The organism is Achromobacter semiaridum, from assembly GCF_053543755.1.
Genome location: NZ_JBLVOL010000012.1, coordinates 75,424 through 97,118 on the forward strand (window position 1 = coordinate 75,424; position 21,695 = coordinate 97,118).

A 21,695-nucleotide genomic window follows, 5' to 3' on the forward strand; every position below is an offset into this window, starting at 1 on the left:
GGGGGCAAATCCGCACCGGTCGGGGCATCAGCCCCCATTTTCTTTCCATAAAAGAGGCAAGCCATGCGTTTGAACATCGTCCGCGCCGCCCTGGCGGCATCGGCCTTCCTGGTGGCGGCCAACGCTGCCCATGCAGAAAAAGTGGTGGTGGGCGCCACGCAGGTCCCGCACGCCGAGATCCTGGAAGTGGTGAAGCCGCAGCTGGCCAAGCAGGGCGTCGAGCTGGACATCAAGGTGTTCAGCGACTACGTGCAACCCAACCTGCAATTGGTAGACAAGCAGCTGGACGCCAATTTCTTCCAGCACAAACCGTATCTGGACACGTTCAACAAAGACCGCAAGGCCACGCTGGTGCCGGTCGCGCTGGTGCACGTCGAGCCCTTCGGCGGTTATTCCAAGAAAATCAAGAGCCTGGCCGACCTGAAGGACGGCGCCACCGTCGCCATCCCGAACGATCCGTCCAATGGCGGCCGTGCGCTGGTGCTGCTGCAAAAGCAGGGCATCATCAAGCTGAAGGACGCGTCCAACATCCTGGCCACGGCCGCCGACGTGGTGGACAACCCCAAGAAGCTGAAATTCCGCGAGCTCGAAGCCGCCATGCTGCCGCGTTCGCTGGACGACGTGGACCTGGCGCTGATCAACACCAACTACGCGTTGGAAGCCGGCCTGGTGCCCACGAAGGACGCGCTGTTCATCGAAGGCGCCGATTCGCCCTACGCCAACATTTTGGTCACGCGTTCCGACAATAAGGACGCACCCGGAATCAAGAAGCTGGTCGACGCGCTGCACTCGGCGGACGTGAAGAAATTCATTCAGGAAAAGTACAAGGGCGCCGTCATTCCGGCGTTCTAAGCCTGAGAGGCGGCTCCTGGTTGCGTTCCGGGTTCCAGCTTGCCCGCCGGGCGAATGGTTCCGGCTGGCCGGATATGAATGATCGCCAATGGATCACTGCCAATAAAAAACCGCCCTTGTGGGCGGTTTTTTATTGAAGCCGGGAGGTCGCAGAGCCGGGCAATCAGCCCGCCGCCAGCGCCTTTTCCACCGTGGCGTGGAATTCAGCCACGTCGTATTCACCCAGGTAGCGCTTGATGATGTGCCCCTGCTTGTCGATCAGGAAGGCAGTGGGCGTCAGCCGGATGTCGCCAAAGGCGCGCGCGATGTCGCCCTTGGTGTCCAGCGCCACGGGGAACGGCAGCTTGCGCTGGTCCGCGAAGTTCAAGACGAAATTTGGCGGGTCGTAGTTCATGGCGACCGCGATGGCCTCGTAGCCCTTGGCGGCGTATTCCTTATAGGCGGCGATGGTTTCCGGCATCTGCTTCACGCAGGTGACGCAGCTGGTCGCCCAGAACTTGACCAGCACGACTTTGCCGCGCAGGTCCTGCATCGAGAAGGTTTTGCCTTCCAGCGTGGTGAACGAGACGTCGGGGGCCGTTTGCGCGGGGCGCCAGACGAACCAGGCGCCGATACCGACCGCCACCAGGACGGCGAGGGCTACGATGGCTTTTTTCATTTGATGGGCATGGCTTCAACGCCATTGCTGCTACCGGCCGCGTTGTTGTCGCTGGGTGCTGCGCCGGCGCCGCTTTGAATAGGCGCTTTGGTTTCTGTGGAGGCGTCCCGGGTGCTGCTGTTGGACAGCCGGATGGCTTCTTCGCGGCTGATGGTCTCGAACAGTTTAACCACCTTGGCCACGCCGCCGACATCCGCCGTGGCGTTGGCGGCGTACTCGCCTTCGGCCTGGGTGACCTTGCCCATCAGGTAGACGACGCTGTGATCGGTGGTCAGGGCGATGGTGCCCGACGGCACGTACTTGGTGTTGATCAGCGCGGTCTTGACCTTGGACGTCAGCCACGTGTCGTTCGAACGCGTGCCGAACGAGGCGATGGGGCCGACGTTCAATTGGTTGATGACCTGTTTGACGTTCTCGACGCCCTGGGCGATGGTGGTCGCTTCGGCCTTGGCCTGCTCCGTGGGCACATCGCCCGTCAGCAGCAGGTGGCCGCCATAGGCCATGGCGTTGACGCGGGCGGTGTCGCCCAGCTTTTGCGAGATCTGGCTTTGCGCCTTGAAGGCCATGTTCTGGTCTTCAAGCTGGATACCGGAAGTGCGGCGGTCCGTGACCACGACCGCCGTGGTGGCGGCCGCGCCGCCTACGATCAGGGGGGCGCAGGCCGTCAGCGAAAGCGCCGCGGTGGACAGCGCCGCGGCGAGCATCAGGGGGCGAACTGCGGTTCTGACGTCAGAAATCATTCGGTGTCTCCAAGCAAAAGAGCGTCGATGCCGTCGCACAGCGCATGCAGCAGCAGAATATGGACTTCCTGGATCCGCATGGTGCGGTCGCTGGGAACACATAGATGGACGTCCATCGGCGTGATGAGTTCCCCCATGACGCCGCCGCCCTTGCCGGTCAGGGCCAGCACGTGCATCTCGCGCGAGCTGGCGGCTTCCATGGCGCGCACGACGTTGGGCGAATTGCCGCTGGTGGAAATCGCGACCAGCACGTCGCCGGCCTGACCGAACGCGTTGACCTGGCGTTCGTAGATCTCGTCAAAGCCGTAGTCGTTGCCGACGGCGGTGAGGATCGAGGTGTCGGTATTAAGCGCGATGCCGGCCAAGGGCAGGCGTTCGCGTTCGAAGCGGCCCACCAGTTCGGCGATGAAATGCTGCGCGTCGGCCGCCGAGCCGCCGTTGCCGCAAGCCAGAATCTTGCCATTGTTCGCCAGGGCGCCGAACAGCACGTCGACCGCCACTGCCAGCGGTTCCGCCAGGACGTTCATACTTTGTTCGCAAGCAGCCATGGCGTCGCGAAAGTGCGACGTCATACGAGAGGTCATATCCATGGGCGCGATTATCTCACGCGGCAGTCGCGCTGTTCTGTCCAGGCGTAACGACTGTGCGGCAGGGCGTTACCGCCCGGGTCGCGGCGGCGCCGCCTGCGTCTACGGAAGGGAGAAAGCGTCTTGCAGCCATTGCGGCCGGCCGGCGTCGAACACCACCGCGTCAAAGCGGGCGGGCGGCGTCACGCCCTGGAAGTGGCGCCGGGCAAGTTCGGGCAGCCAGTGCGCCGCCGCGCGCGCCAGCCGGGCTTGCTTGGCGGGGCCGATGCTGGCGGCGGCGCCGCCAAAACGGGACAGGGCACGCGCGCGCACTTCGATAAAGACCAGCGTGCCGCCGTCGCGCATCACCAGATCCAGCTCGCCGGCGCGCGTCCACAGGTTGCGCGCCAACAGCACCAGGCCACGCGCCTGTAGCCAGCGCAACGCCGTGTCTTCGTGCTGATCGCCCCTGCGCTGCATGGGCGAGCGGCGCTGCGGTGTGTTTGCGGGCATGCCGCCGTGCTGGTCGGCGCCCGGGTCGACACCTCGGTCAGCGCGCCGCTCGGCAGCCGGGCGCCGAGAGCCCGCCCGACGGCGGCGCCTGTCCGCGCGGTGTCGTGCAGCTAGCGCCAGATCGCAGGCCAGGCGCAGGGTGTCGTCCGTCATGCGGGCTCCTGGGATGGCGGGGTTGGCGGCTACACTGACATGGTTTCCCGTGTCAGTAGGCTGCAATGAATCAAAATGTCTCACCCCCGCCCACCGGCGACGCCTGGAGCCGCGTGGCGGATCGCGTTGCCGGGCAGCATTGGCCCGCTTCGACGCTGTACGTCGTGGCCACGCCGATCGGCAACCTGGGCGACTTGGGGCTGCGGGCGTGGCACGCCCTGCAACGCGCCGACGTGATCGCCGCTGAAGACACGCGCGCCAGCCGCACCTTGCTGGACGCCTGGGGCGTCAATACGCCGCTGATGGCCGCGCACCGCCACAACGAGGCCGCCGCCGCCCAAGCCATCTGCGAACGCCTGGCCCAAGGCCAGCGCGTGGCGTTGGTGTCGGATGCGGGCGCGCCCGCGGTCAGCGACCCCGGCGCCCGAGTAGTGCGTGCCGTGCGCGAAGCCGGCTTTGCCGTGATGCCGGTGCCCGGCCCCAGCGCGGTCATCGCCGCGCTGATGGGCAGCGGCGTCACCACCGATGAAAACCCCGCCTACGCCTTTGCGGGCTTCCCGCCGCCCAAGGCCGTGGCCCGCCAGCGATGGCTACGGTCCTGGTGCGCCTTGCCCGCGCCCGTGGTGATGTTCGAATCGCCGCATCGGCTGGCCGCCACGCTGGCGGATCTGCTGGAAGTCTGCGGGCCCGACCGCCAACTGACGGTGGCGCGCGAACTGACCAAGCGCTTTGAAGAAATCGCCACGCTGACGATGGGTGAAGCCGCCGCCTGGCTGGCTGCCGACGCGCATCGCGAGCAAGGCGAGTTCGTCTTGATCGCCCATGCCGAAGCGGCGCAGGAAATTGACGAGGACGCCGACCCGCGCACCGACGTGCTGCTGGACGCGCTGCTGGAATCGATGTCCGTGCGCGATGCCGCCAGGGTCGCCGCCAAGGTCACGGGCCAGGCGCGCGACGTGTTGTACAACCGGGCGCTGTCGCGCAAGAAATCGGCGGAGTAAAGCCATGGCGTATTCAACCATTGTGTCGAACAAGCCGGCCGACCCGCTTGAGCCGCTTGCGTACCGCGACATCGAGACCCCGCTGGGCGAACTGCGCCTGGTCGCCAGCCCCAAGGGCCTGCGTGGCGCCTGGTTCACCGACCAGGAATTACTGCCGTCTTCTGAAGGCTGGACGCACGCCGATGCCGACCCGATTCTGGAGCAGGCGCGGCGCGAGCTGGACGAATGGTTCGCGGGTAAGCGTCGTGGCTTCGACGTGGCGCTGGACCCCATCGGCACCACGTTCCAGCACAAGGTCTGGCACGCGCTGTGCGCGCTGGAGTTCGGCAAGCTTGCCAGCTATGGCGATCTGGCCCGGACCGTGGGGCGGCCCAAGGGCGCGCAGGCGGTCGGTGGCGCGGTGGGGCGAAATCCCATCATCATCATCATTCCGTGCCACCGGGTGATCGGCGCCGATACCTCATTGACGGGGTTTGGCGGCGGCCTGCCGCGCAAGCAGGCGCTGCTGGCGCACGAAGGCAACCGCTACGTCAGCCGCACCGCGCGGGCTCGGCGGATTTGCGACGGGCAGGCGGAGCTGCCCTGGTAGAGCGCGGCCGGGCTTACGGGTCTACTGCGTAGCGATGCTGGGCAGGATGCCGATGCGGTCCGACACCAGCGGCACGGCGTTCAAGGCGCTTTGGCGGTCGGGATAGGGGCCGATCCGCACGCGATACAGGTTGTTCGATTGTTCCACCTGCGCGGGCGGCGCGCCCGCCGAACTTAGCTGCGAATTGATGCGGGCCACCAGCGACTGCGCATTGCCGGGCTGGCTGAACGCGCCCACTTGCAGATACACGCTGCCAAGCCCGGCGGCCGGCCCCTGGCGTACCGGGGCTGAACCGGACGCGGGGCCGGGAATGGGCTCGGCCGTCAACGCGACCGGCTCGGCGGACACGGGGGCCTGGATCGGCAGCGAGCCGGTGGCCGACGCCGGTTCCGGTGCGGGCGCGGCGGGCGTCCCTTGCGAGGCCAGGCGGCGGATCTCTTCTTGCGGAATGCTCTCGACCACGACCTGACCGCTACCCGGCCCGATGATGCCCAGCTTGTAGGCCGCCACGTACGATAGATCCATGATGCGGTCGCTGTGGAACGGCCCGCGGTCGTTCACACGCACGATGATCGTTTTGCCGTTGACCAGGCTGGTGACGCGCGCATAGCTGGGAATCGGCAGCGTCGTGTGCGCGGCCGTCATGGCGTACATGTCGTAGGACTCGCCGATGGACGTGGAATTGCCATGGAACTTCTTGCCGTACCACGACGCAATGCCGCGTTGCTTGTACGGCTGGCCGCTGGTATCCGGCACGTAGCGCTGGCCGAATACCACGTAGGGCCGGTTCGCGCCGCTGGCATAGGGTTCGATACGCGGCACCGCATCCGGCACCTGGTCCAGGTTTGCCGGCGGATTGGCGTCCGGGCCGTCATCCTTGTAGTACCCGCCGCCCTTCTTGCGACCTCCGGTGGAAGAGCAGCCGGCCACGGCAATGGCCAGCAGCAACATCAGGACCAGGTGGAGCGGGCGGGACAGGGTCATGCGGATTCGGTGGGCAGTTGGTTTCGGTGGCGCACCAGCAAGGGGTCGTGGTCGGCAAAACGCAGCGCCAGCTGTTCGACCACATACACAGAGCGGTGCTGGCCGCCCGTGCAGCCGATCGCCACGGTCAGGTAGTTGCGGGTGTCTTGCGTGTAGAGCGGCAACCAGCGGTTCAAGAAGCCGGCGATGTCGTCGATCATCTGCCCCACCTGCTCGTACCCGGCCAGCCAGGTGGCAACGGGTTCGTCGCGGCCGGTCAAGGGGCGCAGGTTGCGATCGTAGTGGGGGTTGGGCAGGCAGCGCACGTCAAACACCAGGTCGGCGTCGCCGGGCACGCCGCGTTTGTAGGCGAAGGATTCGAACGTCAGCACCAGCGGTGCGCGGTCGGCCTGGATTAGGTCGCGGATCCAGGCACGCAATTGGCCGGGCGTCAGGTCCGAGGTATCGATGACGTGTTCTTGTTCGCGCAGCGGCGCCAGCAGTTCGCGTTCAAGCGCGATGCAGTCCGTCAGCGACGGCGGCGTGCCGCCGCGTTGCAGGCGGTCGGTCAACGGATGGCGGCGGCGCGATTCGGAATAGCGCTGCACCAGTGTCGAGGTGTTGGCGTCCAGGAAAACCACGCGCAGGCTGGTGCCCATGGCGCGCAGCGCGGTCACCACATCGGGCAGTTCGGCCAGTTCGCCGGGCGAGCGCACGTCGATAGCCACGGCCACGCGTTCCAGGCCTTCGTCGCGCGCATTGGCGATGAATTCCGTCAGGAACCGCACGGGCAGGTTATCGACGCAGGTGTAGCTGGCGTCTTCCAGCATGCGAAGCGCAACGGATTTGCCTGAACCTGAGATGCCGGTGACAAGGACGACTTTCAACATGGACATGATTGTGGCACGCTTTTTCCGGGACGATGCGGGCGGGATGGCATCTGATATGGCTGCAATTCGGGAATCTGGTTCTGTACCCTTTCTTGCCCGGTCGCGTAAGCTTGCGGGTCGGATACTGGTTCGATTCACTTACGACACCCCCGCCGTCATGCTTTCGGGGGATAGGAATTCGACGTAGATGTTAGCCCTCATTTCCATTCGTAGTGTTTCACTGCCGCGGTTCAGGGCGATTTTCCGCGTGCTCGCGGCCGCCGCTGTTGTCTTTACGACAAGCGTTGCACAGGCCCAGCCGGCAGCGCCGGACACGCTGCGCCCCGACACCATGGCGGCACGCGTTGCGGCCTGTACGGCCTGCCACGGCGCGCAGGGCCGGGCCGGCACCGATGGCTATTACCCCCGTCTGGCCGGCAAGCCTCAGGACTACCTCTATCATCAGCTGCTGAACTTTCGCGATGAGCGCCGCCAGTACCGGCCCATGTCGCATCTGCTGGTGGGCCTGCCCGACGACTATCTGCGCGAGATGGCCCAGTATTTCTCGCAGCAGCATGTGCCGTATCCGCCGCCCATCCGCGCGGACGTCTCCAGCGCCACGCTGGAAGCCGGCCGCGTGCTGGCCTTGCAGGGCGACGCGGCGCGCGGCTTGCCCGCCTGTGCGTCCTGTCATGGCGCCGCGCTGGGCGGCTTGATGCCCGCCATTCCCGGCTTGCTGGGTCTGCCGCGCGACTATATCGGTTCGCAGATCGGCAGCTGGAAGAATGGCCTGCGTCGCGCGGCTGCGCCCGATTGCATGGCCGACATCGCCCAAAAGCTGACCCCCACCGACATCGGCGCCCTGGCGGCGTGGCTGTCGTCGCAACCCGTTATCGAGCCCTATGTGCCCGACGCCGCGGCCTCGCTGACCTTGCCCGCGCAATGCGGCAGCCAGGCGCAACGCTGACCCTGGGGCCACCATGAAACTGTTCAAGAAAATCCTGACCTTCGTCTTCGTCGCGCTGATCGTCGCCGTGGGCTGCCTGTATTGGCTGGGTACGCGCGAGGACACCAGCACGGGACCCGCCGCCACCGCGGCCGACGCGGCCACGCTGGTCGACCGCGGCCGCTATCTGGCGCAAGTGGGCAACTGCATGGCCTGCCACACCAGCCGGGGCGGCAAGGCGTTGGCGGGCGGCACGCCCATACCGACGCCGTTCGGCACCGTCTACGGGCCCAACATCACGCCCGACGACAAGACGGGCATTGGCTCGTGGACGGCCGACGATTTCTGGCAGGCGCTGCACAACGGAAAGTCCAAGGACGGCACCTTGCTGTATCCCGCGTTTCCCTACACGGAATACACCCGCGTCAGCCGCGCCGACGCCGATGCCTTGTACGCCTACCTGCGTAGCGTGGCGCCGGTAGAACAACCGAATCGGCCGGCCGACATGGCGTTTCCGTACGACCAGCGCGAGCTTCTGGCTGCCTGGCGCGCGTTGTATTTCAAGCCCGGCGTGCAAGAGGCCGACCCGGGCCAGTCGGTGCAATGGAATCGCGGCCGCTATCTGGTTGAAGGGCTGGGTCACTGCGCGGCCTGCCATACCCCCCGCAATCGCCTGGGCGCCACCAAGACGTCCGAGGCCCTGACCGGTGGCGTGATCCCGGTGCTGGATTGGTACGCACCGCCGCTCACCAACGACATGCAGACCGGCATGGGCCGCTGGACGGCGGCCGATATCGCCGCGTTGCTCAAGACCGGCATCTCGGCGCATTCCAGCGCCAGCGGCCCGATGGCCGAAGTGGTGTTGGGCAGCACCCAGCACCTGACGGATGACGATGCGCTGGCTATCGGCGTGTACATCAAGTCCTTGCCGGCCACGCCGGCTTCTACGCCGCGTCAGCAATCGGCGGCGGCGCCGGCGGCCATGGAACTGGGCAGCAAGATCTACAGCCAGCAATGCGCGCAATGCCACCAGCCACAGGGGCAGGGCAGCGGCACGGCGTGGCCGGCATTGGCCGGCAATCCGACCGTGACGGCGCCCGTGCCCACCAACGTTATCCGCATGGTGCTCGATGGCGGGTACGCGCCCGCCACGGCAGCCAATCCCCGGCCGCACGGCATGCCGCCGTTCGGCCAGATCCTGAACGACAGTGATATCGCCATGCTGGTGTCCTACATCCGAAATAGCTGGGGCAATGAAGCGGGCGGCGTGACCGCGCTGGACGTCAAGCGCGCGCGCGCGGCGTCGACGCTGAACTGATGCCGATTGCTGCGGGTCTATCGTTTCTCGCTGGCCCGCGCGCAAGCCTGGCGGGCCAGTTCGCCCAGCACGCGGATGGCAACTTCGTGCGCGGCATCCCAGGGATGGCCGTAATTCAAGCGCAAAGCGCTGGCGAATTGGCTGCTGGCTGAAAAAATCGGGCCGGGCGCCACGCTGACGCCGCGCGCCAGCGCATCGCGATGCATGGCCAGTGCGTCCACCGCCGCCGGCAACTCTACCCACAAAAAGAAGCCGCCCTGCGGACGCGTCACGCGCGTGCCCGCGGGAAATTCATGCGCTATCGCATCGGCCATGCGGTCTTGCTGTGCCTGCAATGTTTGCCGCAAGCGGCGCAGATGGCGGTCGTATCCGCCTTGCTCAAGATACTCGGCAATAGCGCCTTGTGCGGGGCCCGACGCGGATAGCGTGGACGATAGTTTCAGCCGCTGCACCCGCCGCGAATAGCGGCCCGCCGATGCCCAGCCGATGCGGTAGCCAGGCGCCAGGCATTTCGAAAAAGACGAGCAATGCAGCACCAGCCCCTCGGTGTCGTAGGCCTTGGCCGGCACGGGCCGCGCAGCGCCGTAATAGAGCTCGCCGTAGACGTCGTCTTCGATCAATGGAATGCCGTGGCGCGCCAGCATTTCCACCAGCTGACGCTTCTTGTCGTCAGGCATCAGGCTGCCCAGCGGGTTCTGGAATTGCGTCATCAGCCAGCAGGCACGGGGCGCGTGCCGCTTGATGGCGGCCTCCATGGCGTCCAGGTCCACGCCCGTGCGCGGATGCGTCGGCACTTCCAACGCTTTCAGGCCCTGGCGCTCCAGGGCTTGCAAGGCGCCGTAGAACGTGGGGGCTTCGACCATGACGGTGTCGCCCACTTCCGTCACGGCTTGCAGGCAAAGGTTCAACGCTTCCAGCGCGCCATTGGTGACGACGATGTCACTGGCCGGCACGTTCATGCCGCCGATCAGGTAGCGTAGGGCGATCTGCCGCCGCAGCCCGGGATTGCCCGGGCTCAGGTCTTCGACGGTATCCAGCGGGTCCTGGCGTTTCAGGTGTGCGGCCATGGCTTGCGCCAATCGGGGCAGCGGAAACAGCAGGGGCGACGGAAAGGCAGACCCCAACGGCGTCACGTCGCGGTTGCGCACGGAACCGAGGATGTCGAAGATGCGCTCGCTGATGGCAAGCTCGGTGGATTCGCCGTCCGGGTTCGACGTGCCGGGTTCAGGCGGCAGGGATTCGGCGGGGGCATGCACGTAATAGCCTGAACGCGGCTGCGCGCGGATCAGGCCGCGCGCTTCAAGCAGGTAGTACGCCTGGAATACCGTGGACGGGCTGACCCCGCGCGCCGCGCATGCGTCGCGTACCGAGGGCAGCTTGTCGCCCACACGCATGACGCCGTCTCGGATCGATTTGGCGATCTCGTCGGCTAGGGTTTCGTACAGGCTCACGATGCCGCGAGACCGCGCGCGTTCATTTGCTGCTTTGCAGGATCGCCATGGCCTGGCGTTCCATGAATTCGCCCAGCGTATCAATGCCGCGCAACTTCAGTATGGTGTTGCGCACGGCGGCTTCGACCAGCACCGCCAGATTGCGGCCCGCGGCCACTTGCAGCATCACCTTGCGTACGGGCAGGCCCAGCATGTCTTGCGTGATGTCTTGCAGGGGCAGGCGTTCGAACTTGTCCTGCGCGGTGGCGCGCACCAGATGCACGATCAGCTTCAGGCGCATTTTGCGGCGTACCGAGGTCTCGCCGAAGATGGTGCGGATATCCAGCAGGCCAAGGCCGCGCACTTCCAGCAGGTTTTGCAGCAGCTGGGGGCAGTGGCCTTCGATCATGTTGGGCGCGGTGCGGGAAAACTCCACCGCGTCGTCGGCCACCAAACCGTGGCCGCGTGAAATCAGTTCAAGCGCCAACTCGCTTTTGCCCAGGCCCGACTCGCCGGTAATCAACACGCCCAGGCCCAGCACATCAAGAAACACGCCGTGCACGGTGGTGGTGGGCGCCAGCTTCTTGCCCAGGTAGATGCGCAGCAGGTCGATCAACTGCGCGGCGGCGACCGGCGTGGACAGCAGCGGCACCTGATGCTGGTCGCACTGGTCCACCAGGTCTTGCGGGGGCGTCAGCCCATCGGCCAGCAAAATGGCCGGCACGCCGCCGATCAGCAGCTCGTCCATGTGGTGCATGCGGCGCCGCAGGTCGAAGCGCGTGTAATACGCCAGTTCTTCCTGGCCGAACACCTGGATGCGCGACGGGTGGATCAGGTTAAGGTGGCCGACAAGATCGGCGGCCGCCATGCCGTCATCGGGAATGGCGCGGTCAGCGGCGCCTTGGCCCGAAATCCAGTTAAAGGGGATTTTGTCGGCGTTGTCGTCGACGAGTTCCTGCACCGTGAGCATGGCAGCGTTTCCGCGAGGATCAGAGTTGGCCGGTGGTGAGCATGCGGTGGACGATGGCCGGGTCGGGCTCGGTGGCCAGGGCCTCGCGCAATGCCTTGTTGGACATCAGCTGTGCAAGTTCGGCCAGGATGTCCAGGTGCTGTTGCGTAGCCGTTTCGGGCACCAGCAGGCACAGCAGCATCGACACCGGTTGCCCGTCGGGCGCGTCGAACGAGATCGGCTGGCTCAAGCGGATAAACGCCGCCAATGCCTGCTCAAGCCCCTTCACGCGGCCATGCGGAACGGCCACGCCCTGCCCAAGGGCAGTGGAGCCTAAACGTTCCCGGGCAAACAGGCTGTCGAACACGAGCGCGCGTGCCAAGCCATGGTTGTTTTCAAAGAGAAGGCCAGCTTGTTCGAACGCCCGTTTCTTGCTCGTTGCGAGCATATCGAGCACGACGTTGCCGGCGGGTAGGATGCGCGACAAATGATTCATCGGATCATTATATGGTTATATGACGCAGTGCAATAAATTGGCCTGGCGCCCCGCCCGGTGGACAGGCGGCGAACGGCGTGGCAAGAGCGACAGCATAGTCTGATCGCGGCGCGTTGTGGGCGTTCACACACAGCGTCCAGCCCGTGGACACGGCCAGGCATGGCAAAAACAGGGGGATTGGGGAATGCGCGAGAGGGGGTAGAGCGGGGAGTTTTGCCGATGCCCCGGCTGGACTGACGTCTAGCGGGACACCGGGACTTAGGCAGGATTTTTACAATCGCTGTTTAGCTTATCGCGCAGGGCGAGTGATCATGAAGCGCATTACTGCTGGGGTGGCGAGAGGCTCGCCGCTTGCCGCTTCACGGACTCCGCTGAGTGACTTCGTACCTTGTCCTTGTGCTTGATGACCTGACGGTCGACTTTGTCAGCAAGAAGGTCTATGGCTGCGTAGAGATTTTCATCGGTCGCTTCACAATGAATATCCTTACCGCTTAGACGCATGGTGATTTCGGCTCTGTGCCGCAGGGGCTCTACTGAGAGCATGACCTGGGTATCGATGACGTGATCGAAATGCCGCAGCACTCGCGCCAGTTTGTTCATGACATATTCCCGGATTGCCGGGGTGACGTCGAGGTGACGACCGCAGATGCTCAGGTTCATAGTGTGCTCTCCTTCTAAAAGAGAAAAATGGGTGCGCAAAATGCGCGGTGAGGTCGTTAGGCGTTCTCCTTGGATTGGTGGGTGCGTTTAGTACTAGTGTATAGACTCGGGCCGAGAAAACAAGCTGACCTAGCGCAAGAACATGGCATTTTTATGGCTGAACCCCTAGGGCGTATTTGCCTACGCCCGAGAGGCGTCTAGGGGTCTTCCCCAGGGTGCCCGTTACATGCGGAAGTGCTCGCCCAGGTACACGCGGCGCACGGCCGGATCGCCCACGATTTCGTCCGGGTGACCGTCGGTCAGCACCTTGCCTTCACTGATGATGTAGGCGCGATCGCAGATGCCCAGCGTCTCGCGCACGTTGTGGTCGGTGATCAGCACGCCGATGCCGCGGCCCTTCAAAAACCGCACGATGCGCTGGATTTCGATGACGGCGATGGGGTCCACGCCGGCAAAGGGTTCGTCCAACAGGATGAAGCGTGGGCTGGTGGCCAGCGCGCGCGCGATTTCCACGCGGCGGCGTTCGCCGCCCGACAGCGAAATGGCGGCATTGCTGCGAATGTGGCCGATCTGCAGCTCTTCAAGCAGCGATTCCATCTGCTCGTTGATCTTGGGCGTGGACAGCGCGCGGCCATCGGGACCCAGCTGCAATTCCAGCACGGCCCGAATGTTCTGCTCGACGGTCAGGCGGCGGAACACCGATGCGTCCTGCGGCAGGTACGACAGGCCCATGCGCGCGCGCTTGTGGATCGGCATCGCCGTGATGACGGCGCCGTCGATCTCGATGCGTCCCGCGTCGGCGGGCACCAGGCCCACGATCATGTAGAAGCTGGTGGTCTTGCCGGCGCCGTTCGGGCCCAGCAGGCCCACGACTTCGCCACTGACCACGGACAGGGACACATCCTGCACCACGGTCCGGCCGTTATAGGTCTTGCGCAAGCCGGTTGCGCGCAGGCTGCCCTGCTTGACCCCCGAGGGGGCGGAGGTCACGGGTGTGGGCACAGAAGGTTGGTTCATCGTGGCTGCGAGTGGTGTTGCATGGGGGACGCTTTAGCGTCCTTTCTTGGCGGCTTGCTGCTTGCGGCATTCGGCCACGGCGGCATCGGACTTGGCGCGAGGCTCGGCAACCGAACGCACGCGACCGCCGGCAGCGGCGGAGTTGGGGCCGCCCTGCGCTTCATAGGTGCCGGTTTTTTCGTTGTAGCGTACCCGTTCGCCGCGAATCGTGTCGAACGGTTTGCCACAGACGTAACGGACCACAACGGCCTGGCCGATCAGGTCGAACGTGCTTTTGGTGCCGTCGTATTCGGCTCGCAGGCCCTTGCCTTCGATCAACTCGAACGTCTCGGGGCGCTCTTGCCGAATGGTCACGACCTTGCCCTTGTTGGCGGTGGCCGTGCCGTACTGGCCGCCCTGTGCGTCTTCGTGCATTTCCAGCGTGTCGGACGTCAGCGTCATCAGGCCGCGCGTCATGTTGACGTTGCCAGTGAAAACGCTTTGTTTCTTTACGTCGTCATAGTGCAGCGTGTCCGACAGGATCAGGGTGCTGGGCTCTTCGGCCGGCTTGGCCGCGGGTTCCGCCGCGTGGGTGGGCGCGAACACCGAGGCCGTCAGCAGGACGGCGCCAAGCAGGCGAGTCGTCGGGGCAAAGAGAGTCCGAAGGTCGGTCATGGTTTCTTTTGGTCAGTGTTGTTGGCGGGTATCTCGGTGCGGCGCTGTTGCTTGCCTTCGGAACCGGCAATTTCAACATCCGTCGACGCGGACACCTGCAATTGGCGCGTCTTGTTGTTGTAGTGCATGCCCTTGCCGTTCATGCGCGAGCGGCCCTTGAGCACTTCCGCCGGCAGGTCGGTATACACGACGTCTTCGTCGGGCAGGATGATCAGCTGCTGGCTGCGTACGTCCAGCACGTCGTTGTTGGCGTCGGGTTGGCGATGCACGTGCGCATCGCCATTCATGACGATGCGCTTGCCGCCTTGTTCCATCACGGCGGTTTTCGAGACGCCCACCGTCACGGGGTTGGCCTCGCGTTGGCCCACCGCGCGGGGCGCGGTGATGTGATACGAATCGTCGTCGGGGAAATGCTCGGCGTATTCGCCTTCCAGCCGGTTGATCGGACGGCCCGTCGGGTCAGTGCGCAGCATGACGAAATCGCGCGACCACGCGTCCATTTCGTGGGTGATGCGGCGCGGCGGGTCGACCTGGATCGCCCGCTGCGCGTAATCGGCGGCCCACCACGAGCTGGTGACCAGCACCAGCAGCAGGAACAGCGCGATCAGGGAAGGAAAACGTTCTTTCATCAGTGTCGCCGCCAGGGCGTGTCGAAGTTCGTGGCCGTCATTGGATGGCGCCGGGGCCCAGCAGGCCGGGCGCCGCCAGGAACGCGCCCAGGCGTCCTTGGGAAGCCAACAGCAGGTCGCAGCATTCGCGCACCGCGCCGCTGCCGCCGGCCTGCGTGGAAACCCAATGGGCGGCCTGGCTGACATAGCCGGGTGCGTTGGGCACGCTGGCTGCGAAACCCGCGCGTTGCATGGCCGGCAGGTCGATGATGTCATCGCCCATGTAGCCGGTTTGATTCAGTTGGACACCCGAGCGCTGCGCAAGTTCTGCCAGCGCCGAACCCTTGTCGCGCACGCCCTGCATCACTTCCGAGATGCCCAATTCGGCGGCGCGGCGGGCCACGATGGGGCCAGAGCGGCCCGTCATCAGCGCCACCTTCAGGCCGCCTTCCATCAGCAGGCGCAGCCCGTGGCCGTCCAGGGCGTGAAAGCGCTTTTGCAGTTCGCCGCCTTCACCGTAATAGAGGCTGCCGTCGGTCAGCACGCCGTCCACGTCGAACACCATCAGGCGCACGGCGGCGGCGCGATCGCGCACGGTAGCGGGGATGCGGGCAAGAACCAGCGCTTCGGCCGGGTGAGTCACGGATGCAGGAAGAGTCATAGTCATACCACTTTAGCGGCCATCAGATCATGCATGTGCAAGGCGCCCAGCAGGGCGCCGTCTGCGTCCAACACCAGCATCTGGCTGAGCCGAAGCTCGTCCATCTGCTGCGCGGCCTCGACGGCCAGTGCGTCGGGGGGAATGCTGCGTGGCGATCGGGTCATGCCCGCCTCCACGGTCAAGCTTCGGATGTCGCCGTGCCGGGCAATCAGGCGGCGCAAGTCGCCGTCGGTGAAGATGCCCAGCGGGCGGTGTTGCGCGTCGGTCACGACCGTCATGCCCATGCCCTTGGCGGACATCACCTCAAGCGCTTGCGATACGGGGGTGCCGGCCAGCACGATGGGCAGGGCATCGCCGTGGCGCATCACGTCGCGCACCAAAGTCAGCAGGCGGCGGCCCAGGGCGCCACCGGGGTGGGACCGCGCGAAATCCTGCGGGCTGAAGCCGCGCGCTTCCAGGCAGGCAACCGCCAGCGCATCGCCCAGCGCCAGCGCGGCCGTGGTGCTGGCAGTGGGCGCCAGGTTCAGCGGGCAGGCTTCCTGCGCCACGCTGCCGTCCAGGTGCACGTCCGCCAATCGCGCCAGTTCGGATTGCGGGTTGCCGGTAATGGCCACCAGCTTGGCGCCCATGCGGCGCGCCACCGGCAGGATGGTCAGCAATTCCTGCCCGGCCCCTGAATAAGAGATGGCGATGACCACGTCGTCTTTCGTGATCATGCCCAGGTCGCCGTGCACGGCTTCGGCGGCGTGCACGAAGAAGGCGGGCGTGCCGGTCGAGGCGAAGGTCGCGGCGATCTTGCGGGCAATGTGCCCGGTCTTGCCGATGCCGGTGACCACAACGCGGCCACGGCAGGCCAGCAGCAGCGCGACAACCTGGGTGAACGAGTCGTCCAGCCGCGCGGACAGGTCCAGCAGGCCTTGGCTTTCGACTTGCAAGGTGCGGCGGGCGGATGCCAGCGCGGCATCGGACGAAGTGATGGGATGATCAGTCATGCGGGGATTTTAATATCAGTGGGCGGGTTTGCCCCCGCCAGGGCCGTATGGCATTCTGGCGGCTCTTTTCAACGGCTTTCAATTCTTCTTATCCAGGCCCGCTCCATGTCCAGCATTTCCAGCCCCGTCCTTGGCACGCCCCTGTCCCCCCTGGCCACCCGAGTCATGTTGCTCGGTTCGGGCGAATTGGGCAAAGAGGTCATCATTGCCCTGCAAAGGCTGGGCGTGGAGGTCATTGCGGTGGATCGGTACGCCGACGCGCCGGGCCATCAGGTGGCGCACCGTGCGCATGTGGTGTCCATGACCGACGCGGACGCCCTGAAAAAGATCATCCAGCAGGAACAGCCGCACGTTATTGTCCCCGAAATCGAGGCCATTGCCACCAGTTTGCTGGTCGAGCTGGAAGCGGCGGGCGTGGCCCGCGTGACGCCGACCGCGCGCGCCGCCCAGTTGACCATGAACCGCGAGGGCATTCGCCGCCTGGCGGCCGAGACGTTGGGCCTGCCCACTTCTCCCTACCGTTTTGTCGACACCGAAGAAGAATTGCGCGCCGCCATCGACGGCGGCATCGGCTACCCCTGCGTCATCAAACCGGTGATGTCCTCGTCCGGCAAGGGCCAATCCGTCATCAAAAGCGCGGATGACGTCGCCCAATCGTGGCGCTACGCCCAGGAAGGCGGCCGGGTGGGCGGCGGCCGGGCGATTGTTGAAGGATTCATCCGCTTCGACTACGAAATCACGCTGCTGACGGTGCGTGCGCGTGGCGCCGACGGCAAGGTCGAAACCCGTTACTGCGAGCCCATCGGCCACAAGCAGGTTGACGGTGACTACGTTGAAAGCTGGCAGCCGCATCCCATGTCGCCCGCCGCGCTGGAACGCGCCCGCGAAATCGCGCTGGCCGTCACCTCGGACCTGGGCGGGCTGGGCATCTTCGGGGTCGAGCTGTTCGTGGCGGGGGACCAGGTCTGGTTTTCGGAAGTCAGCCCGCGTCCGCACGACACGGGCATGGTCACCATGATTACCCAAACCCAGAACGAATTTGAATTGCACGCCCGCGCCTTGCTGGGCCTGCCGGTGGACACCAGCCTGCGCCAGCCCGGCGCCAGCAGCGTGATCTATGGCGGCGTGGACGCCGCCGCCGTGTCCTTCCATAACGTGGCCGACGCGCTGGCCGAACCCGGCACCGACATCCGGCTGTTCGGCAAGCCCGAATCCTTCGTCAAGCGCCGCATGGGCGTGGGCCTGGCCGTGGCCGACGACGTGGCCGCCGCGCGCGCCAAGGCCAAGCGCGTTTGCGCCGCGGTCACCGTCAAGGCGGGCTGAGGCACGGGCATGTCCGCCCGGGTCCATTGGGCCCCCCGGCTCTATTAAATAGCCGCCCGTATTTTCCCTGTCCTCGCAGCCACCGCGCCCTCCGGGCCGGTGGCTGTTGTCGTTGCCTGTCATCCCCACCCGTGAACGTCGCTTTCCCGCCGTCGTTTTCCTGCCACGATGCGTCGCTTGCGTCTTTGCCCCTGCCGATATTGTGGTTTGCGCAATCGCACAGTTTGTTCGATAATTTCAGGAATTTCTGAAAACGGTGTAACTAGATTCATCCAAAACACCGTGTACTTGTCCTACGGCGCAATAAACACATGGTTCTTACCCCTCAAAACGAACGTTTCGTCTTGCACTTTGGCGAAATGGGCAGCCGCTGGGGTGTGAATCGCACCGTTGGCCAGATCTACGCGCTGCTGTTCCTGCACCCCGACCCCCTGAACGCCGACGAGATTGCCGAGACACTGGGTTTTTCGCGCTCGAATGTCAGCCTGGGTCTGAAGGAATTGCAGTCGTGGCGCCTGGTCAAGCTGGTCCACCAAGTGGGCGACCGGCGCGATTACTTCGAAACGCCCAAAGACGTGTGGGAAATCTTCCGCATTCTGATGGAAGAAAAGCGCAAACGCGAAATCAACCCCACGATGACCCTGCTGCGCGACACCTTGCTGGAGACCCCGTCAGGCCCCAACGACGCCTACGCGCAACAACGCATGACCGAAATGCTGGAACTCATCGAGCTGTCGTCCGGATGGTTCGATGAGGTTCAACGCCTGCCCCCGGAGACCGTGCAAAAGCTCATGCGACTGGGTTCGCAAGTGCAGAAAGTGCTGGGCTTCGCCGGCAAATTGCGGGGCAAGGACTGAGTTTCCATGCGCCCCGATTTTTCAGGAAATTGCTATGACGTTGTATTCATCGCCCGTAACATGGCGCCAGAGTCGGCCGGGGAACCACGCCGGTTGCCACGGTGTCTTGACTGCTTGGGAGCGCCCCAATGATTGATCTAGACGTCGTCAACCTGTCGCGATTCCAGTTTGCCGCGACCGCGCTTTACCATTTCCTGTTCGTTCCCCTCACGCTTGGCCTGTCGTTCATGCTGGCCATCATGGAAAGCGTGTACGTCATGACCGGCCGCCCCATCTGGAAACGGATGACGATGTTCTGGGGCACGCTGTTCGGCATCAACTTTGCATTGGGTGTAGCCACCGGCGTGGTGATGGAGTTCCAGTTCGGCATGAACTGGTCCTACTACAGCCACTACGTGGGCGATATCTTCGGCGCGCCGCTTGCGCTGGAAGGGCTGATGGCCTTCTTCCTGGAAGCCACCTTCGTCGGCCTGTTCTTCTTCGGCTGGAACCGCATGTCCAAGGTCAGCCACCTGGTTGTGACCTGGCTGGTGGCGTTCGGCACAAACTTCTCGGCGCTGTGGATTTTGATTGCCAACGGCTGGATGCAGAATCCGGTGGGCGCCATTTTCAACCCCGACACCATGCGCATGGAGATGACCGACTTCGCGGCGGTGATCTTCAACCCGGTGGCGCAGGCCAAGTTCGTGCACACGGTCAGCGCCGGCTACGTCGCGGGCGCCATGTTCGTGATGTCGATCAGCGCGTGGTACCTGCTTAAGGGCCGTCATACCGACCTGGCCAAGCGTTCGATGGCCGTGGCCGCCAGCTTCGGTCTGGCGGGCGCGCTCTCGGTGGTGGTGCTGGGTGACGAAAGCGGCTACCTGACCACCGAGCATCAGAAGATGAAGATCGCGGCCATGGAGTCCATGTGGCACACCGAGCCGGCGCCCGCATCCTTCAACCTGATCGCGATTCCCAACCAGGCCGAACGCAAGAACGACTTCGCCATCGAGATCCCGTACGTCATGGGCATCATCGGCACGCGTTCGCTGACCACGCCGCTGCTGGGTATCGACGACCTGATCCTGCGCGCCGAAAACCGCATCCGCGACGGCATGGTGGCGTATGACGCCTTGCAGAAGATCCGCGCCAACCCCAAGGATACGGACGCGCGCATGGTCTTTGACAAGACCTGGCCCGACTTGGGCTACGCCTTGCTGGTCAAGCGCTATCAGGAAGACATGACCAAGGTGACCGAGCCCGACATCAAGCAGGCCGCGATCGATACCGTGCCCAACGTGGCGCCGCTGTTCTGGGCGTTCCGCATCATGGTCGCGGTGGGCATGTACCTGATCCTGTTCTTCGGCGTGGCGTTCTGGCTGGCCTCGCGCGGCCGCCTGGACAGCCGCCGTGGCTTGCTGAAGGTGGCGCTGTGGAGCTTGCCGCTGCCCTGGGTCGCCATTGAAAGCGGTTGGTTCGTGGCCGAGTACGGCCGCCAGCCCTGGGTGATCGAAGGCGTGCTGCCCACGTATTACGCGGCATCCGGCCTGACGATTGCCGACCTGGCCATCAGCCTTGCCATCTTCCTGGTGCTGTACACCGTCTTGCTGATCATCGGCGTGAAGGTCATGTTGCACGCCATCAAGGCGGGTCCGAAATCCGATGGGCCGGTGGCAAGCGACGCCGCCGCCGATCCTGTGCGCGCCGCCGTGCGCGCCTAAGCGGAGACAAGCACATGGATACCCTGATTCCTTTTGATTACGGCACCTTGCGTGTCATCTGGTGGGTGCTGCTGGGCGCCTTGCTGATTGGTTTTGCCGTCATGGACGGCTTTGACCTGGGCGTGGCCGCCTTGCTGCCCGTGGTGGCCAAGACGGACGCCGAACGCCGCATCGTCATCAACGTTGTCGGCCCGGTCTGGGAAGGCAACCAGGTGTGGTTGATCACGGCGGGCGGCGCCATCTTTGCCGCCTGGCCGCTGTTATACGCAGCATCCTTCTCCGGCTTCTACCTGGCAATGATGCTGGTGCTGGTTGCGCTGATCCTGCGTCCTGTGGGCTTCAAGTACCGCAGCAAGATGGAAGGCACGCGCTGGCGCAACAGCTGGGATGGCGTGCTGTGCTTTTCGGGCGTGGTGGCCTCGCTGGTGTTCGGCGTGGCCATGGGCAACATCATCCTGGGCGTGCCGTTCACCTTTGACCCCGTGACGTTGCGGCCCATCTACGAAGGGCACTTCTATCAGCTGTTCGCGCCGTTCGCCTTGTTGGCCGGCGTGCTCAGCGTGGTGATGCTGGCGATGCACGGCGCGGTGCTGCTGGCCTGGCGCACGGACGATCCCGTGTCCTCGCGTGCCCGCAACTGGGGCCGGCTGGCCGGCCTGCTGACCGCGACGTTGTTCGTGGCGGGCGGCTTCTGGGTGGCCGGCGGCATTGGCGGCCACACCATCACCAGCGCGGTCAACATGGGTGGCCCGTCCGACCCCATGCTCAAGACCGTGGCGGTGCAGTCGGGCGCGTGGATGGCCAACTATGCGACGTGGCCGTTGATGTGGATCGCGCCCGCGCTGGGCGTGGGCGGCGCGCTGCTGGTGGTGCTGCTGCTGACGGCGCGCGCCAACATGCTGGCGTTCCTGGCGTCGGCGTTGTCGATCACGGGCGTCATCCTGACGGTGGGTTTTGCACTGTTCCCGTTCGTCATGCCGTCCTCGACCAAGCCGCAAGCCGGCCTGACCATCTGGGACGGTTCGTCCAGCCACCTGACGCTGTGGATCATGGTGATTGCCGTGGCTGTGTTCCTGCCGATCGTGACGCTGTACACCGCCTGGGTGTATCGCGTCATGCGCGGCAAGGTCACCCATGAATCCGTGGGCGGCACGCCCAATTCGTACTAAAAGGAGCC

The 21,695-nt window shown here is 64.9% G+C and carries 24 protein-coding genes; 9 read left to right on the top strand and 15 right to left on the bottom strand.

Going from position 1 to position 21,695, the window contains the following annotated elements:
• The first annotated feature begins 63 nt into the window (after positions 1–63).
• A complete protein-coding gene (locus tag ACNPP0_RS03450; protein WP_448705021.1) occupies positions 64–852 on the top strand; it encodes a MetQ/NlpA family ABC transporter substrate-binding protein in 789 nt (262 codons plus the stop codon).
• A gap of 163 nt (positions 853–1,015) precedes the next feature.
• On the opposite strand, the gene ACNPP0_RS03455 is transcribed toward ACNPP0_RS03450, so the two are convergent.
• From ACNPP0_RS03455 to ACNPP0_RS03470, 4 genes are all read right to left on the bottom strand, one after another.
• The gene (locus ACNPP0_RS03455; protein WP_046803068.1) at positions 1,016–1,510 is read right to left on the bottom strand and encodes a peroxiredoxin family protein; all 495 of its coding nucleotides are present in this window, start codon (positions 1,508–1,510) and stop codon (positions 1,016–1,018) included.
• Complete coding sequence (locus tag ACNPP0_RS03460; RefSeq protein WP_332609674.1) at positions 1,507–2,250, bottom strand: BON domain-containing protein; 744 nt, start codon at positions 2,248–2,250, stop codon at positions 1,507–1,509. The genes ACNPP0_RS03455 and ACNPP0_RS03460 overlap by 4 nt, the downstream gene beginning before the upstream one ends.
• Positions 2,247–2,840, bottom strand: coding sequence for a phosphoheptose isomerase (locus ACNPP0_RS03465; RefSeq protein WP_006216307.1), 594 nt, complete (start codon positions 2,838–2,840; stop codon positions 2,247–2,249). The genes ACNPP0_RS03460 and ACNPP0_RS03465 overlap by 4 nt, the downstream gene beginning before the upstream one ends.
• A 99-nt stretch (positions 2,841–2,939) precedes the next feature.
• Positions 2,940–3,482 (bottom strand): YraN family protein, encoded by a 543-nt coding sequence (locus ACNPP0_RS03470; RefSeq protein ID WP_448705022.1) that lies wholly within the window; start codon positions 3,480–3,482, stop codon positions 2,940–2,942.
• A 65-nt stretch (positions 3,483–3,547) separates the two neighbouring features.
• Between ACNPP0_RS03470 and rsmI the strand changes: the two genes are divergently transcribed.
• Together rsmI and ACNPP0_RS03480 are read left to right on the top strand one after the other, a co-directional pair.
• Positions 3,548–4,483, top strand: a complete 936-nt coding sequence (gene rsmI / locus ACNPP0_RS03475) for a 16S rRNA (cytidine(1402)-2'-O)-methyltransferase (protein ID WP_332609676.1) — start codon at positions 3,548–3,550, stop codon at positions 4,481–4,483.
• Positions 4,484–4,487: 4 nt separating this feature from the next.
• The gene (locus ACNPP0_RS03480) at positions 4,488–5,072 is read left to right on the top strand and encodes a methylated-DNA--[protein]-cysteine S-methyltransferase (protein ID WP_046803072.1); all 585 of its coding nucleotides are present in this window, start codon (positions 4,488–4,490) and stop codon (positions 5,070–5,072) included.
• 21 nt (positions 5,073–5,093) lie between these two features.
• On the opposite strand, the gene ACNPP0_RS03485 is transcribed toward ACNPP0_RS03480, so the two are convergent.
• Both ACNPP0_RS03485 and rapZ read right to left on the bottom strand, forming a co-directional pair.
• The gene (locus ACNPP0_RS03485; protein WP_332609680.1) at positions 5,094–6,056 is read right to left on the bottom strand and encodes a septal ring lytic transglycosylase RlpA family protein; all 963 of its coding nucleotides are present in this window, start codon (positions 6,054–6,056) and stop codon (positions 5,094–5,096) included.
• Positions 6,053–6,925 (bottom strand): RNase adapter RapZ, encoded by an 873-nt coding sequence (rapZ, locus tag ACNPP0_RS03490; RefSeq protein WP_046803145.1) that lies wholly within the window; start codon positions 6,923–6,925, stop codon positions 6,053–6,055. Before rapZ ends, ACNPP0_RS03485 begins: the two co-directional genes overlap by 4 nt.
• A gap of 187 nt (positions 6,926–7,112) precedes the next feature.
• Between rapZ and ACNPP0_RS03495 the strand changes: the two genes are divergently transcribed.
• The gene (locus ACNPP0_RS03495) at positions 7,113–7,871 is read left to right on the top strand and encodes a c-type cytochrome (RefSeq protein WP_332609681.1); all 759 of its coding nucleotides are present in this window, start codon (positions 7,113–7,115) and stop codon (positions 7,869–7,871) included.
• 13 nt (positions 7,872–7,884) lie between these two features.
• Positions 7,885–9,168: a cytochrome c gene (locus tag ACNPP0_RS03500; RefSeq protein WP_448705023.1), complete on the top strand. Its 1,284-nt coding sequence runs from the start codon at positions 7,885–7,887 to the stop codon at positions 9,166–9,168.
• A 17-nt stretch (positions 9,169–9,185) separates the two neighbouring features.
• Here the strand turns inward: ACNPP0_RS03500 and ACNPP0_RS03505 are convergent, their stop codons facing one another.
• From ACNPP0_RS03505 to ACNPP0_RS03545, 9 genes are all read right to left on the bottom strand, one after another.
• Positions 9,186–10,619, bottom strand: coding sequence for an aminotransferase-like domain-containing protein (locus ACNPP0_RS03505; protein WP_448705024.1), 1,434 nt, complete (start codon positions 10,617–10,619; stop codon positions 9,186–9,188).
• 22 nt (positions 10,620–10,641) lie between these two features.
• The gene (gene hprK / locus ACNPP0_RS03510) at positions 10,642–11,568 is read right to left on the bottom strand and encodes an HPr(Ser) kinase/phosphatase (RefSeq protein ID WP_006216298.1); all 927 of its coding nucleotides are present in this window, start codon (positions 11,566–11,568) and stop codon (positions 10,642–10,644) included.
• 19 nt (positions 11,569–11,587) lie between these two features.
• Positions 11,588–12,043, bottom strand: coding sequence for a PTS sugar transporter subunit IIA (locus tag ACNPP0_RS03515; RefSeq protein ID WP_104142633.1), 456 nt, complete (start codon positions 12,041–12,043; stop codon positions 11,588–11,590).
• A 321-nt stretch (positions 12,044–12,364) separates the two neighbouring features.
• Positions 12,365–12,703, bottom strand: a complete 339-nt coding sequence (hpf, locus tag ACNPP0_RS03520; RefSeq protein WP_006216296.1) for a ribosome hibernation-promoting factor, HPF/YfiA family — start codon at positions 12,701–12,703, stop codon at positions 12,365–12,367.
• A gap of 222 nt (positions 12,704–12,925) precedes the next feature.
• Complete coding sequence (gene lptB, locus ACNPP0_RS03525; protein ID WP_332609686.1) at positions 12,926–13,720, bottom strand: LPS export ABC transporter ATP-binding protein; 795 nt, start codon at positions 13,718–13,720, stop codon at positions 12,926–12,928.
• Between the two features lie 33 nt (positions 13,721–13,753).
• Positions 13,754–14,374 (bottom strand): lipopolysaccharide transport periplasmic protein LptA, encoded by a 621-nt coding sequence (gene lptA / locus ACNPP0_RS03530; RefSeq protein ID WP_332609688.1) that lies wholly within the window; start codon positions 14,372–14,374, stop codon positions 13,754–13,756.
• The gene (gene lptC, locus ACNPP0_RS03535) at positions 14,371–15,003 is read right to left on the bottom strand and encodes an LPS export ABC transporter periplasmic protein LptC (protein ID WP_046803080.1); all 633 of its coding nucleotides are present in this window, start codon (positions 15,001–15,003) and stop codon (positions 14,371–14,373) included. Before lptC ends, lptA begins: the two co-directional genes overlap by 4 nt.
• Positions 15,004–15,040: 37 nt before the next feature.
• Positions 15,041–15,649, bottom strand: a complete 609-nt coding sequence (locus tag ACNPP0_RS03540) for a KdsC family phosphatase (protein ID WP_448705025.1) — start codon at positions 15,647–15,649, stop codon at positions 15,041–15,043.
• Positions 15,646–16,635 carry a KpsF/GutQ family sugar-phosphate isomerase gene (locus tag ACNPP0_RS03545; protein ID WP_332609691.1) on the bottom strand — a complete coding sequence of 330 codons (990 nt, stop codon included), beginning with the start codon at positions 16,633–16,635 and terminating at the stop codon, positions 15,646–15,648. Before ACNPP0_RS03545 ends, ACNPP0_RS03540 begins: the two co-directional genes overlap by 4 nt.
• A 105-nt stretch (positions 16,636–16,740) precedes the next feature.
• Here ACNPP0_RS03545 and purT point away from each other — a divergent pair, with 105 nt between their 5' ends.
• The 4 genes from purT to cydB all read left to right on the top strand — a co-directional run bounded on the left by purT (position 16,741) and on the right by cydB (position 21,687).
• Entirely contained in the window at positions 16,741–17,958 is a 1,218-nt protein-coding gene (gene purT, locus ACNPP0_RS03550) for a formate-dependent phosphoribosylglycinamide formyltransferase (protein ID WP_448705026.1), read from the top strand.
• Between the two features lie 311 nt (positions 17,959–18,269).
• Positions 18,270–18,815 (top strand): GbsR/MarR family transcriptional regulator, encoded by a 546-nt coding sequence (locus ACNPP0_RS03555; protein ID WP_104142636.1) that lies wholly within the window; start codon positions 18,270–18,272, stop codon positions 18,813–18,815.
• A gap of 128 nt (positions 18,816–18,943) precedes the next feature.
• Positions 18,944–20,518 carry a cytochrome ubiquinol oxidase subunit I gene (locus tag ACNPP0_RS03560; protein ID WP_448705027.1) on the top strand — a complete coding sequence of 525 codons (1,575 nt, stop codon included), beginning with the start codon at positions 18,944–18,946 and terminating at the stop codon, positions 20,516–20,518.
• 14 nt (positions 20,519–20,532) lie between these two features.
• Positions 20,533–21,687: a cytochrome d ubiquinol oxidase subunit II gene (gene cydB / locus ACNPP0_RS03565; RefSeq protein WP_448705028.1), complete on the top strand. Its 1,155-nt coding sequence runs from the start codon at positions 20,533–20,535 to the stop codon at positions 21,685–21,687.
• The last annotated feature ends 8 nt before the right edge of the window (positions 21,688–21,695 follow it).

Bases quoted from the DNA above. Each gene is read 5' to 3' on its own strand.
- ACNPP0_RS03450 (WP_448705021.1), top strand. From the start codon at position 64: ATGCGTTTGAACATCGTCCGCGCCGCCCTGGCGGCATCGGCCTTCCTG.
- ACNPP0_RS03455 (WP_046803068.1), bottom strand. From the start codon at position 1,510: ATGAAAAAAGCCATCGTAGCCCTCGCCGTCCTGGTGGCGGTCGGTATC.
- ACNPP0_RS03460 (WP_332609674.1), bottom strand. From the start codon at position 2,250: ATGATTTCTGACGTCAGAACCGCAGTTCGCCCCCTGATGCTCGCCGCG.
- ACNPP0_RS03465 (WP_006216307.1), bottom strand. From the start codon at position 2,840: ATGGATATGACCTCTCGTATGACGTCGCACTTTCGCGACGCCATGGCT.
- ACNPP0_RS03470 (WP_448705022.1), bottom strand. From the start codon at position 3,482: ATGACGGACGACACCCTGCGCCTGGCCTGCGATCTGGCGCTAGCTGCA.
- rsmI (WP_332609676.1), top strand. From the start codon at position 3,548: ATGAATCAAAATGTCTCACCCCCGCCCACCGGCGACGCCTGGAGCCGC.
- ACNPP0_RS03480 (WP_046803072.1), top strand. From the start codon at position 4,488: ATGGCGTATTCAACCATTGTGTCGAACAAGCCGGCCGACCCGCTTGAG.
- ACNPP0_RS03485 (WP_332609680.1), bottom strand. From the start codon at position 6,056: ATGACCCTGTCCCGCCCGCTCCACCTGGTCCTGATGTTGCTGCTGGCC.
- rapZ (WP_046803145.1), bottom strand. From the start codon at position 6,925: ATGTTGAAAGTCGTCCTTGTCACCGGCATCTCAGGTTCAGGCAAATCC.
- ACNPP0_RS03495 (WP_332609681.1), top strand. From the start codon at position 7,113: ATGTTAGCCCTCATTTCCATTCGTAGTGTTTCACTGCCGCGGTTCAGG.
- ACNPP0_RS03500 (WP_448705023.1), top strand. From the start codon at position 7,885: ATGAAACTGTTCAAGAAAATCCTGACCTTCGTCTTCGTCGCGCTGATC.
- hprK (WP_006216298.1), bottom strand. From the start codon at position 11,568: ATGCTCACGGTGCAGGAACTCGTCGACGACAACGCCGACAAAATCCCC.
- ACNPP0_RS03515 (WP_104142633.1), bottom strand. From the start codon at position 12,043: ATGAATCATTTGTCGCGCATCCTACCCGCCGGCAACGTCGTGCTCGAT.
- hpf (WP_006216296.1), bottom strand. From the start codon at position 12,703: ATGAACCTGAGCATCTGCGGTCGTCACCTCGACGTCACCCCGGCAATC.
- lptB (WP_332609686.1), bottom strand. From the start codon at position 13,720: ATGAACCAACCTTCTGTGCCCACACCCGTGACCTCCGCCCCCTCGGGG.
- lptA (WP_332609688.1), bottom strand. From the start codon at position 14,374: ATGACCGACCTTCGGACTCTCTTTGCCCCGACGACTCGCCTGCTTGGC.
- lptC (WP_046803080.1), bottom strand. From the start codon at position 15,003: ATGAAAGAACGTTTTCCTTCCCTGATCGCGCTGTTCCTGCTGCTGGTG.
- ACNPP0_RS03540 (WP_448705025.1), bottom strand. From the start codon at position 15,649: ATGACTATGACTCTTCCTGCATCCGTGACTCACCCGGCCGAAGCGCTG.
- ACNPP0_RS03545 (WP_332609691.1), bottom strand. From the start codon at position 16,635: ATGACTGATCATCCCATCACTTCGTCCGATGCCGCGCTGGCATCCGCC.
- purT (WP_448705026.1), top strand. From the start codon at position 16,741: ATGTCCAGCATTTCCAGCCCCGTCCTTGGCACGCCCCTGTCCCCCCTG.
- ACNPP0_RS03555 (WP_104142636.1), top strand. From the start codon at position 18,270: ATGGTTCTTACCCCTCAAAACGAACGTTTCGTCTTGCACTTTGGCGAA.
- ACNPP0_RS03560 (WP_448705027.1), top strand. From the start codon at position 18,944: ATGATTGATCTAGACGTCGTCAACCTGTCGCGATTCCAGTTTGCCGCG.
- cydB (WP_448705028.1), top strand. From the start codon at position 20,533: ATGGATACCCTGATTCCTTTTGATTACGGCACCTTGCGTGTCATCTGG.